Source organism: Mycoplasma razini, assembly GCF_048076865.1.
In the GTDB taxonomy this organism is placed as follows: domain Bacteria; phylum Bacillota_I; class Bacilli_A; order Mycoplasmatales; family Metamycoplasmataceae; genus Mycoplasmopsis.
Window position 1 is genome coordinate 51275 of the sequence record NZ_CP182212.1, and the last position, 13464, is coordinate 64738.

Annotated in this window: 9 protein-coding genes and 1 rRNA gene; 3 read left to right on the forward strand and 7 right to left on the reverse strand. The window is 29.7% G+C overall.

Annotated elements, in window-relative coordinates:
* Positions 1-5: 5 nt before the first annotated feature.
* From ACM0L0_RS00230 to ACM0L0_RS00245, 4 genes are all read right to left on the reverse strand, one after another.
* Positions 6-3794: a putative immunoglobulin-blocking virulence protein gene (locus ACM0L0_RS00230; protein ID WP_416738570.1), complete on the reverse strand. Its 3789-nt coding sequence runs from the start codon at positions 3792-3794 to the stop codon at positions 6-8.
* Positions 3795-3947: 153 nt separating this feature from the next.
* A complete protein-coding gene (locus tag ACM0L0_RS00235; protein ID WP_416738571.1) occupies positions 3948-4253 on the reverse strand; it encodes a thioredoxin domain-containing protein in 306 nt (101 codons plus the stop codon).
* A 129-nt stretch (positions 4254-4382) separates the two neighbouring features.
* Positions 4383-4488, reverse strand: a 5S ribosomal RNA gene (gene rrf / locus ACM0L0_RS00240).
* Between the two features lie 16 nt (positions 4489-4504).
* Positions 4505-5653 (reverse strand): trigger factor-related chaperone, encoded by a 1149-nt coding sequence (locus ACM0L0_RS00245; RefSeq protein ID WP_416738572.1) that lies wholly within the window; start codon positions 5651-5653, stop codon positions 4505-4507.
* A 175-nt stretch (positions 5654-5828) separates the two neighbouring features.
* Between ACM0L0_RS00245 and ligA the strand changes: the two genes are divergently transcribed.
* The gene (gene ligA / locus ACM0L0_RS00250) at positions 5829-7943 is read left to right on the forward strand and encodes an NAD-dependent DNA ligase LigA (RefSeq protein ID WP_416738573.1); all 2115 of its coding nucleotides are present in this window, start codon (positions 5829-5831) and stop codon (positions 7941-7943) included.
* 52 nt (positions 7944-7995) lie between these two features.
* Positions 7996-10200, forward strand: a complete 2205-nt coding sequence (locus tag ACM0L0_RS00255) for an MIP family Ig-specific serine endopeptidase (RefSeq protein WP_416738574.1) — start codon at positions 7996-7998, stop codon at positions 10198-10200.
* Positions 10201-10248: 48 nt separating this feature from the next.
* Here the strand turns inward: ACM0L0_RS00255 and rplS are convergent, their stop codons facing one another.
* From rplS to rpsP, 3 genes are read right to left on the reverse strand one after another with little or no spacing between them, the layout of a single operon-like run.
* Positions 10249-10608, reverse strand: coding sequence for a 50S ribosomal protein L19 (gene rplS, locus ACM0L0_RS00260; protein ID WP_416738575.1), 360 nt, complete (start codon positions 10606-10608; stop codon positions 10249-10251).
* Positions 10598-11281, reverse strand: coding sequence for a tRNA (guanosine(37)-N1)-methyltransferase TrmD (gene trmD / locus ACM0L0_RS00265; protein ID WP_416738576.1), 684 nt, complete (start codon positions 11279-11281; stop codon positions 10598-10600). The genes rplS and trmD overlap by 11 nt, the downstream gene beginning before the upstream one ends.
* Positions 11281-11529 (reverse strand): 30S ribosomal protein S16, encoded by a 249-nt coding sequence (gene rpsP, locus ACM0L0_RS00270; RefSeq protein WP_416738577.1) that lies wholly within the window; start codon positions 11527-11529, stop codon positions 11281-11283. The genes trmD and rpsP overlap by 1 nt, the downstream gene beginning before the upstream one ends.
* A 317-nt stretch (positions 11530-11846) precedes the next feature.
* Here rpsP and ACM0L0_RS00275 point away from each other — a divergent pair, with 317 nt between their 5' ends.
* Positions 11847-13463 (forward strand): endonuclease, encoded by a 1617-nt coding sequence (locus ACM0L0_RS00275; RefSeq protein ID WP_416738578.1) that lies wholly within the window; start codon positions 11847-11849, stop codon positions 13461-13463.
* Position 13464: the final 1 nt, after the last annotated feature.

Here is a 13464-nt window from a genome sequence, read left to right on the forward strand (position 1 = left end):
CACCTCTAATTATTTTTTACGATAAGTTTATAGCTTGAACCAAATGTTCCCCATGCTTGTGAGCTTTCAATTAGTTGCTTAGCTTCTAAATTATCGACCACAATAGTATCTAAAGATTTCTTTCCAGCTTCAAGTAATCCGTATAAGTGAATTCCATAATTGTTACCTATATCACTTGCTGTACCTGTTAAATGTAAAATATGAGTTGTAGGATTATCAAAATACATTTGAGCACGGTCTGGTCCTTGTACAACTAATGAACCAAATTGACCTGGTACAATTTCACTGATTGGTAATGTAAAAGTATCACTATCAGCATGTAAAGTAAGTTTTCTAAATACTCTTTGATTTAAAGGTAAGCCTTTCATAGATTTAATATTATGGTTTAGAGAAAGATCGATTCCCGTTGGATATCCACCAACTCCAAAATTACCGTTAAAGATTTTTCAGTTTTGCTTTTTATTAAGCGCAATATCAAATCCATCTTTAATATCATTGAAGTTGTTGTGTTTTGAAGGCTTAATTGTATTAAAATAGATTGATGCAGCTCTTTGACCTGGTGCAGTTGCTTCTCATGATTCAATAGTTCCACCTTCAAATGATGCAAATTTAGTATTTTTTAACCCTACAGGATCAATTCCTCAGTCGTTTTTATCAGACATTTTATCCAAGTTCGGTATTGTTGTATAGATGCCAACTTCATCTAAATGAAGGTTTTCAAGACCAGCAATTGCTGTTGTGTCTTTTGTCGAGAAGAATAAGTTAACAACTTTAACTGTACTTGGTATTCTTGATAATAAGTCTCTTAAAGATTCATTTTTATCACTATAACCAATTTTGTCAACACGTAACATAGTAATATCTTTATTTTCATTTAGAATTTTTAAGAATTTATCATATCCAGTTCTGTTTGAGGCGTCAACAGTAAGCATTCTTTGTGCCATCTTACCTGCGCTAAATTCATCTTGTCCTGTTGGTGAATATAGATAAACTCTAAGTCCATCATCTTTTTTAACTCTTTGACCTGTTTTAGGATCAATAGTAACCTTATCTCTATCTTCTTCTGGAGTCAATCCATTAATTGTTTTAGAAATATCAAATTTGTCCCATCCAAAATATTCACCATCAAGGATTCCACTAGGTTGACGATTTCATTTGCCACCATTTCCAAGAAAACGATTCTTATTATTTTGAACCATATTTTGAACTGTTGGATTGTATTTATCATCTAAATAATCAAATTTAATCGTTAAATCATATCCTCACGTATTACCAGTAACTTCGAAAACAGGAACTCTACCGGCAGCTCTTTCTGATTCCATAATTCTCTGAGCAGATTCTAGTTGAGCACGCGCGATTTGTCTTGCTTCGGCCTTTGAAAGAATATCACGTCCAGGTATTTTTAATGTTCCATTTAAATATTCAGCAAAAACTTGAAGTAAATCAGGGTTTTTTTCTCAAACTTCTTTATAAATGTCTTTTAAGTCGCTTGCAGTGAAATCTTTATTTGAATTTAATAAATCACGATATTCTCTTAATCTTCTAGAAGATTCAGCAGCCATTTCATCTGTAACTTTTCCTTTTGGAACTTTAGGTAGAAAATCAGGTTTATCTGGAATGTTTAAGTTATTTACATTAACATAAGCACCTTGACGATTATTAACAATGTCTTGAACTTGTTTCTTTTCTTCGGGTGTTAAGTTAGGTTTTGTAACTACAGGAGGTTTAGGTGGGATAATAGGAGTTACTTGATAAATTTTGCTTCCATTTTTTGGCATTTGATCAGCTTCGAATTGACTCACTAATTTATATCCATCCGGAAGGAATTGTGTAACTTTAGGAACAGCATCATCGAAATATGTACCAGTTACTTGAGTAATTAATTTTGTTCCATCTTTAAAGGTTAAAGTGTAGCTATATTCAATTCTATCTTTAGCTACTTGAATGTAGTTGACTTTTCCTTTGATGATAATAGGAGTTGCTGTAACATGATATCCTTTAGGAACTAATGATTTTCATTCAATTGGTTTAGCTTCGCCTTCTAAAGATTCAATGGAATGAGAATCACCAATTTGTTTATCATTTTCTCTAAAAATAATAGTTGTATTAATTTTTTTGATTATTTTACTTACTTCAATACTATTTTCTTGTCCTAATTTAAATCCATAAGAAGCTTTTTGAACAATTTCATAGCCAGCAGGTACATAATTTTTAACTTCATCTATAGATATTGTTGCGTCAGGAGCTGTAGTAATAGTTGCTATAGTTCCGATTTGAACACCATTTGAAACGAATTTAAATGTTGTTTCAATTGTTTTCTTAATTACATTAACTACAAATGTTTTATTTGCAAGTTGTACTACAACATTTTGTTGTGAATTTTTTGGCAACTCAAAACCTTGAGGCATATACTTAGTAGCTGACAAATCAACACTAGACCCTTCTTCACCTTCAACTGTTATAGTTGAAACAGTACGATTTTGTCATTTATATTCAACCGTTGCTGTTACTTTATGAACAATTTTTTCAACAGATATATTATTTACTTGTCCAGGGATAATTTTTATTTCTTGTTGAAGCACAAGTTTATATCCTTTTGGAATTCAATTATTATCAAATTGAATATTATCACCTTCATAAGTTTGTAAAGTTAAAGGCTCACCAATTGCAGTACTATCATTTGAAGCTATGAAACGAATAGTTGTTGTCATAATTTTTTTAATTTTCGTAACCTTAATAGTATTTACTTGTCCTAAAACAATATTTAAATTGTCTTGGTTAGGTGCTAATTGGTAATTTTTTGGTAAATATTTTGTATAGTCAATTTTTGTGAATTGATCTGTTGTTACTTTTCTAGATTCAATATTAATTTCTGAACCATTTTGAATTTCAACAAAGTTTAATGTAGTAACTATTTGTTTTGGTAATTCAACCAATTTAATCTCAACAGTGTTGTTATCAGCAGACACAGTCTCAGATACATTTTCTGCAAGCTTATACCCTTCAGGAATATAACGTAATATATTTATTACATCTCCTTTATGTGCTTTAATAGGGACTAATGTTCCAACTTGCTTGTCATTTGACATGAATTTAAGGTTTAAAGTAACATCTACTTCAAGCTTTTTAACATTAAATCTGTTGGTATATCCTATTAAGAATGTAGGTACTTGACTATTAACAAAACCATATCCATCAGGTAATAATGTTGAAAGGTCGAAATTGTTACTTGCATTAATCTCAATATTTTCTTTTTCAACTGTTTTAACAGTTTCTTGTGCACCATTTTCACCTTGAGTATAGAAAATGAATGTTGTTTTATCTTGAGATTTTATTTCAGGAACAATGTATATTATATTGTCTTTTCCAATTTCAGCTGTAATAGTTGTTTTATCTGCATATCTAGCTGGGTCAAAATTATATCCATTAGGAATTAAATTTTGAATTTGCATTTGCAATTCTTCATCTGAATTTGTTAATAAAATAATCTTTTTAATTTCTTTATTGTTTCTTGAGTCCGTAAATAATAAGGTAGTTTTAACTTGAGTCTTATCATTTTCGTCTTTTTTGGCTGATTCTGTGTTAGCATCAGCACCAGAAACTTGTGATGGTATAAGTTTAATTGTTACGTTAGTTAAATTTGGCTTGTTTAAATCACTTGAAGCATAAACATAAGCTTTGCTATGTTGGTTAATTGCTCCAAAAGTAATACCAAAAATAGCGCCCGTAAGGAGCGCTCCACTTCCTAAAATTAAACTTGTTTTTAAAATTTTTCTTTTCTTCGCTTTGATCATGATACGTCGCCTATCTTGATTAATTTATTTATTTTTATTATTACTATCGAATAATATAAATTATACCTTTTTTAAAAATTCGCAAAATAAATTTATTAACCACTATTTTTTATGTCTTTAACAAAAAAAGTAGCTTAAAAAGCTACGATATTATTAAAGTCCTAAAAGTTGTTTTAGTTCACCATATGGTTTGTAACCTAAAAATGTTGAAACTAATTGTCCATCTCTATAAACACGTGTATAAGGAATTGATGCTACATTAGCTTCGAAAGCATAGTCTCTATTTTCATCAATATTAACTCTGTACACTTCAACATTGTCTTTTTCTGCTAATTCATCTAATGAACCTTTGTACATTCTACATGGACCACATCATGAAGCATAGAATACTTCTAATAATAATGATGGTTTTGTTGCAAGGACTTCATTTACTTGATTTTTATTTGATTCGTATAACATATTTACTCCTTTTATGTTTTTTTCTGTACTAATTATACAACTAATCAAAAAAACAAAAAGTTAATTTTTTATATTTTTTTAGCAAAAAATGAACTTTTTACTTTTTATGAGTAAAAAAAGAAATAAAAAAAACAGCGGTGCCCTATTTTCACATCTCTGCTATCGTCGGCACTAGAGGGCTTAACTACTGAGTTCGGAATGGTATCAGGTGATCCCCTCTGCTATAACCACTGCAAATATTATAGCATCAATTATTTTTTACCAAAATAATTTTTTAATATTTTTTCATATTTTTTAAATTCTGCTGGTTGATATTTTTCTAAGTAAACTGTACCAAGTTTTTTAAATAAAATAATGTTTGATAATCTTTGTCCGCCAATTTGTTGTACTTGTTCAGCTGGTAACATAGCTGAAAGTTTTTGATATTCTGAATCTACATCTTCTTGACTAATTGAAAAGTTTAATTTTTTCATAGAAAGAAGTGTTCAGAAGTAATTTTCGATCGTAGACATCACAACTTCTTTTTTGTCACCTTGGAATTCTGATGAAAATTCAAATGATTTAATGTCATTTTCAACTAATTCATCAGGAATTACTAGTTTACCTTTATTCATTTGTAAAATTGAGCTCATAATTTTTTCACCATAAGAAAAAATTTCATCATTGACTGTTTGAGCTTGTGTAACTTCTAAAATGTGAGTTTTAACATCGGCTAATGATTTAATTGCTGGAATATTAAGTAAGTGAACATTTAAATCAGTAATTGGCATTTCTTGATATGTAAAAATCATTAAAACTTGAACTTGATATTTATTTCCTAAAAGTTCAACTTCTTGAATTTGATTAATTTTTAGCCCTACTAAAGCTTGTTCAATTGGGTTTTTTGATTCTGGATTTGCTATAGCATTATATTTTGCTGGTTGATCTGCAGTTTCAGCAGTTCAAACCTTAAATTCTACATTATCTCCAGCTTCAACAGTTTGTTTACTACTTTGGATTTTAAATCTATATTTTTGAATAAAGTTTTTAGTAAATTGATCAACTCTAGCTTCAAAATCAGCTGGTAATTTAAATTCAACATTTGGATTAATTTCTAAATTAAATCCATCTAATTGATCTTGATAGTATGTTTTTAAATCAAAACTCATTTCTTCAATTGTGAATTTAATATTTGAAGCAATTGGTAAGAAGTAAATTCTATCTTTATATAAATCATTGTTAGTTTGTAGTTCTGTATTTCTGTAGTAAGTTAAAAGGTTGTGGGCAGCTGTTTCTAAAATAGCAGCTTGTTCAATTTTTTGCCCTTCTTGTTTATTTCTTTCAAGTTGGCTTAATGCTTGATGTTGAGCATTAATTCATTCTTCTTTGTTTATATCTATATGTTTGGTTTCAAATTGCATTTTGACCTCTTTTCGTTGTAACAATTATATAGTAATCTGACCAAATAAATATAAAATTTAGCAAATAGTGCCTTAATTTGCTTAAATTTTCCCTAAAGTTAGAATTTAAGTAAAATGGCAAAGATAAGATTAGAATTGCAATGCATTCTAAAAATTAAAAGCTATAATATAAATTATGAATGTTAACAAATCAAAAAAAGAATTAGCACAAGAACGTATAGTAGAATTAACAAGGTATTTAAACAAATTAAATAATGCTTATTATAATTTAGATAATCCAATGGTTGAAGATTATGTTTATGATCAATTATTACGTGAACTGGAAGAATTAGAAATTAAGTATCCGGAGTTAATCTTACCTGATTCACCTACTAAGAAAATCGGAGGTGTTCCAAGTATAGAATTTAGTAAATATACTCACCAAAAACCTATGCTTTCACTTGCAAAAGCATATACCTTTGAAGAAATTACTAAATTTGTAGATGATGTCAAAGCTGAATTACCAAATAAGGAACTTAGCTTTAATTTGGAACCTAAAATAGATGGTTTATCAATTTCTTTAATCTACCAAAATGGTTCATTAGTTCGTGCTGTAACTCGTGGTGATGGTAAGGTTGGAGAAGATGTTACTAAAAATGCAGTTTTAATAAGATCTATTCCTAAAAATATTCCATATTTAAAAGACATTGAAATTAGAGGTGAAGTTTATGTTACTAAAGATAAACTAATCGAAACTAATGCAATGCTTGAACAAGAATATGAAGAAAAAGTGGATGAATATTATAATATCAAGCTTCCTAAATATCAAAAAGATTTAGCTGCAGGTAAAAAAGTATCCAAACCAGTTGAACCAACTGTTTCACAATTTGCTAATACAAGAAATATGGCTGCCGGAACTTTAAGACAAAAGAATTCACAACTATTAATTCAAAGAGAACTGCAAGTCCTTATGTATGATATAGTTAATCCTTTAGAACATAATATTTTTCACCAAGATAAGTTATTAAGCTTTATTAAAGAATTAGGTTTAGCTACTCATGAATATGGTTATGTTGAATCAAGCGCACATGGAATAATTGATCGCATTAATGAGTTTGAAAGTTACAAAGATAAGTTTAAGTATGATTGTGATGGATTTGTTATCAAACTTAACCAATTACAATACTGAGATGGATTAGGTAAAACAGCAAAATTCCCACGTTATGCAATAGCGTATAAGTATAAAACAGAAGAAGCCTATCCAATAGTTTCAAAAATTGAAACTACTGTTGGACGTACTGGAAAAATTACTTATGTGGCAGAATTTGAAACTGCTGTGGAACTTAATCAAACTATGGTTAAGAAAGCAACTTTACATAATTATGATTTTATTCGTAACTTGCAGCTTAATATTGGCGATCAAGTAGTGGTAATTAAATCAGGTGAAATTATTCCAAAAATAATTGATATGAAACAAAAAAATACAACAGATATTTTCCCTAAAACATTATTATGTCCAGCTTGTGGAAGTGAATTGGTTGAAATGCCAGGGATTGTGGATCAATTCTGTGAAAATGATGATTGTGAATCTAAGAAGATTAAAAAATTAATTCACTTTGTTTCGAGAAAAGCATTAAATATCATGACACTCGGGGATAAAATTGTTGAATTATTTTATGACAATAAATTTATTACTGATTTTGTTTCAATTTTCCATTTAGCTGATTTAAGAGAAACAATAATTCAAGGAAACTTTAATATTAAAGATAAAAAAATTGATAATATTTTAGAATCAATTGAGACTTCTAGAAATATTGAACTCTATAAAGTCATCTTTGGATTAGGAATTAAAAATATTGGTTTAGAAGTAGCAAAATTAATAGCAAATGAAGTAAATTCTTTAACCGAGCTATGCAATTATAATTTAGATTTATTGATACAAATTAATACAATAGGACCAGAAATCATTGATTCTTTAAAAACTTATTTAGCAGATGAAGATCACGTATCTCAATTAAAAGCACTTGATAATGAATTAAACTACCTGGTAGTCGAAAAAGAATTTACTGGATTATTAAAAGACTTAAGTTTTGTAGTTACAGGAAAAATGGCTGTAAGTCGTGAAGAAATGTGAGAAATTATTGAGCATAATTCAGGTACTGTGCACAAATCTGTTTCAGGAAAAACTAATTATTTAGTTTGTGGAGAAAATGTCGGTGAAGCCAAGATTGAAAAAGCAAAGAAATTAGGAACAAAGATAATTTCTGAAAGTGAATTCTTTGCTTTAATTGATGAAAAAGCAGCAAAATAATAATCTTAAATGTACTTCCTTGAATGGAAGTATTTTTTAATATAATTCTTATATGAAAAGATATATATGGAAAATGATATTAGGAGGCAGTGCAATTTTAACTTTAGCACCTATTGCAATTGCCTGTGATCAAACAACTGCATTAGAAAAAGAAAAGCAAGAACAATATCAGTTAGCAGTAACTGATTTAAACATTGCAGAAAAAATGGTAACTGTTAGTGTTAAAACAGATGTAGAAATTAAAAAGACATTTCCGTCTGCAATCACAATGGATAATTTAGACATTAGTGGCGTTAATACAGCAGCTTACGAATTACAATTTAGTGGAGATTACAAAGGATTAAACTTAGGTGTTGTTGGCAACGATGAAAAAGGAACATTAAAAGTTACTTTATTAATTCAAAGTAAAGCATACAAAGATTTAAGAAAACTAGTGACTCGTGAATTGGATGGATTTAGAAAGGTAGGTGATGTCATTGAAGAACCTAAACCAATTCCTGAGCCAGAGCCTATGCCTGTAACACCATCTCCAAGCCCAAGTGAACCTACTCCAGGAAAAACACCAGAAAAACCTGCTCCAAGTACTGAAAAGGATCCTGCTCCTAAACCAGGTGAAAAAGAACCAGTGAATCCTGCTCAACCAGAACCGGGAAATGAGCCAAATCCAGGAAAAACACCTCAACCAGAACCAGTTAACCCACCTGTAATCCCACCTTTTGTAATTCCTTCATTCGACCCAAGAGCTGGATTAATTCAAGCTAATACTTACCCAGATTATGTAAGTGAATATAAAACAGTCCAACCGCAAGATATATATGAAGAAATTTGAAATCGTACATTCTCTATTCGCCCAGCAGAACTTGTTAATTCTGGTGGAGATGAAATATTGCTCGATGATCAAGGAACTGGATGATTACTAGACTACCATAAAAAAGATGAAAATCATTATAAATTATTTATAGCAACTAATATGCATGTTCTTGGTCAGTACGCAAACACAAATAATTCTGAAGTTGATAAAGAATTAAATTATCTAGACCCAACAGGAGTGAAACCTGCAGGTTTTGCTTTAGGAAAAGTTAATAAACCTTCTTCATTTAATTCAATTGCAAATAATAGTTGATCTCAAAATATTGATAAATTAGGTGGATATATAAAATATTATTCTAATAATCAAACATTAGCATCTTCTGATTTTAGTCCATTAGGAAATACAACTTATTCAAATGCATTTAGCAATCCAAAAGTACTTTTTGCAGCTGTTGATTATATGGATCAAACAACATATGATCAATTTGCTGATCAAATTAATTCGAAATGAACTGAATATAAAGCATTTAAACAAAATCAAATTACAAATGGAATGCTAGATAATGATACAAAAAAAATGTATCAAGATTTTATAAACCAAAATCCAAATAAAATTCCATTCTACACAGACTTTGGAATATTGGAGTTAGATATTGACTTAACAAAAGCTGATGAAACATTAGCGTTATGAATTCGGCAAGCAATTAATGGTGTAGATTCATATATAGCTAGAATGAAACGCCAACAAGCTTATCCGAACTATGATGCAAGCAGTGAAACTTTCTTACCAACTTTGGATTACTTATCAAAAGGAAGAGATTTATCACAAAGCAATTCAGCATTTGCTAAAGGGTTAAGCAATGCTAAAGATTTATATATTGCCGGATATCCAAGAAATACATCTGGCAGAACTATTTGAATGCAAAATAATCCTACAGAAAGATATAGCGATGAAGTATTATTACAATATAACCGTAGAACTGGTGTAGCTAATGGAATTGCTAATAATAAATTATTTGATTTTGCAACAAATGATGTAGAGTCTCCAATTGAAACAGGAAACATTCAAATCTATTCAGAATTATGAAACAGACCATATGCAAGTTTCTATGGATTTAACTACAATATTAAATTCTCTTCATTATACTATGGAGCTAGTGGTTCAATGGTATACAATGATTTCGGTGAACTTGTCGGAATTTACAATGGTGTAGCTGCAAATGCACAATTTGGTGATAATATGACATCTGGAACATTTGCACCATTGTTACAAACTGCAGATATTCAAGTTCCTAATAATAAATTTATCTATGGATATAACTTAATAGATAACACAGGATATGCACACCAAACTCGTTCATACCGCAGCAACCTTAAACTATTCTATCCAAATGGTTTTGATGAAAATGGAAATAAAACAACAGCATTATTCCCTAAAGGATTTTAAGATAAAGAAAAATAGCCAAAGTTGGCTATTTTTTTATGGGCAAATTGATTAATTGTTATTTTTTTTGATTTCTTTAAGACGAGCTGATTTACCTTTACGATCTCTCATGTAGTATAATCTTTGTCTACGAACTTTGTTTGAACGAACTACTTCAATGTGTGCAATTAAAGGTGAGTGTAGAGGGAATGTTCTTTCAACACCAACTCCGTAAGAGTCTTTTCTAACTGTGAAAGCTTCTCTTGTTCCTGATTCTTTTTTGCTGATTACTAAACCTTCAAAAACTTGGATACGTTCTTTTTCACCTTCACGAATACGAACGTGAACTCTAACGTTATCACCTGTTTTGAATTCTGGTAAGTCTGAACGTAATTGTGATTTTTCAACTAACTCTAATAATTTATTTCTCATGTTTTATCCTTTCGATAATGTCAGGTCTATTTTTGAGTGTTTTTGCTCATTGTGCCTGATCTTTTCATTCTTTAATTTTCTTATGGTCACCACTGAATAAGACTTCAGGGACTTTCATTCCTTTATACTCACGAGGGCGAGTATATTGTGGATAATCTAATAATCCAATTCCTTGAAATGAATCATATACATGTGATTCTTCTTTTATAACACCTGGCAATAATCTAATAATACTATCAGCCATTACCATTGAAGGTAATTCACCACCTGTTAAGACATAATCTCCAATTGATAATTCTAAATCAACTAATTCAACTACACGTTCATCAAATCCTTCATAACGACCAGAAATGAATGTTATTTGATCATATTGTGATAACTCTTGAGCCATCTCCTGTGTAAATGTCTTCCCTTGTGGAGAAACAAGAACTTTATATCCCCCACGATTTGGTAATGAATCCAATGCTAAGTCAATAGGTTCTACTTGTAAAAGTAATCCGTGTCCACCTCCATAGATTTCATCATCTACTTTACGGTGTTTATCTTGACTAAAGTCTCTAAAATCAACTACAGAAAAATCTACTAATTCTTTTTCTTTAGCTCTTTTAACTATACTTTCATTTATAAAAGGTTCAAAGTAATTTGGAAATAATGTAAGAAAATTAATTTTCATTATTTTTTAAGTTCTAAAGTTAAATTGTGAGCTCTAAATAAGTTAGCTACTGTAACTGTTGGTTTAGCACCTTGTTTAATTCATTTTGAAGTTAATTCTTTGTCTAAAACAAATTCCTTTGTTTTAGGGTTGTAGTGTCCTAAAGCTTCGATAAATTTACCATCACGTGGAGCTCTTGCATCAGCTGCAACAACTTTGTAAACTGGTCTGAATTTATCACCCATTCTTTTTAATCTAATTTTAACCATTTGTCCTCCTTGTTGTCAAGCGTTAGTGCTTGACAGTTATTAAATATTGAATATATTATAATAGAAACTTCTGAAATTAAAAATCTTTTTTATCTTTTTATTTTATGAGCATTAGATCAAAAAAGTTATCTTTTAAACAAAATTAGAGTAATGAAATCAGAAAATGCAATAACTAATTATAACTAATACAGCTATATTATAGTGTTTTTAGTTTCAAATTAGATGTAAAGAAACATTTTCACATTTTAAAGCAATATATACATTAAAAAAATAAAAATGTATTAGAATTAGATTATGAAAATTTTTTAGGAGATAATATGAAAAAGATTAAATCATTATTAATTTCTCTAACTGGACTTTCTATAATTACATTGCCTGCAATTGCAACTCAATGTAGCAATAATGAAAACAACAATAATCAGAAACCGGACGGAGAAAAACCTGCAACATCAGGAAAAACAACTTCAGGTAATAATACTGGAGACACACAACCAACAACTGGTGCACAAAATGGAACAGAAACAAATAATTCTGAATTAGCTGGAACAGGCTTAACAGATGGAAACAACTTATTTGAAATGATCCCTAATGCAGTTACACAAGAAGTGATTACTAAATTAGGAGAAAATAACACCATTTCATTTGACTACAAAACAAAAGAAATTAAAACATCAAGAAGAGATGGAATCCAATTTTTAAAAGCTAAGGCTGCAGTACAAAATGCTACTTTCCAACTTGCTAATGTAACAAATCCTACATTTACAAGTAAGAAAGGTACATTCCCTAATGGAGATATTACTTTTACTTTCAATAAAGCTTCAAATACATTAACAATGAGATATAAACTTGTAGTTCCTTTACCTGAAAAGCAATTTAAATATCTTGAAAAAGAATACACAAGCGTTGTTAAATTAACAGTATCAGAAGGCACAACTACACCAGCTAATTCAGGTTCTGAAAATAAAGATAATGGTACAACACCACTTTCTGAATTAACAAATAATTTAGCAACTGTAGCACTCCCAACAGCTACAGCTAAATACACATATAAATATGATAATTCTAATAACTATTATGCAGCTGCGAATGGAAAAAGTGGACTTGAATTATTAGATGCTTTACTTAACATTCAAAAGCAACACTTATCAGGTGTTAAATCTGGTGCAGCTGGATATGCTTATTTAAAAGAGATTTATGATCATTCTGAAGCTTTTAAAGATAAATATTATGAAAAAGACAACAGTATTTTAGATATTTACTCTGAAAATCCTGATGGAGTTGATCCATATACATATGCAACATATGCAAAAGACAAAAACACTGATGAAAATAAAGTTAATGTTGAAAATGGTGGAATGAATAGAGAACACTTAGTTCCACAATCTTGATTCATCCCATCTTCACCAAACAAAAAGGAAAAAGAACTTCTTAGAAAAAATAATACAATTCGTAACGATGCTCAATTTGTCTTCCCTACAGATATTTATGTAAATAAAATTAGAGGTAATACACCTCATGATAATGTGGCAAATGCTACTCAAACATTCCAACAAGGAAGCAAATTTGGAACAAATAGCTTAAATACTGAAGTTATGGAACCCTTAGATGCATTTAAAGGTGATATTGCACGTGCTTACTTATACTTTATGTTAACTTACAGAGATCAAAATATTGGATTTGTTAACTCAATTTTTAAAGATAAAACAGTTGTCAAATTAGAATCACATTATTTAAATACATACTTAAACTGAGATATGAAAGATGTAGTTGATCCATGAGATGTAACTAGAAATAATGAAATTGCAAGACTTGAACAAATGCGTAATCCATTTATTGACTATCCAAATCTAGCAGAAAACCTTTTTGGCAAAAATCCAAAACCATTTGAAAACAAAGGTGTTTTAGTTGAAGCTACTTTAATTCAAAATAGTTAGT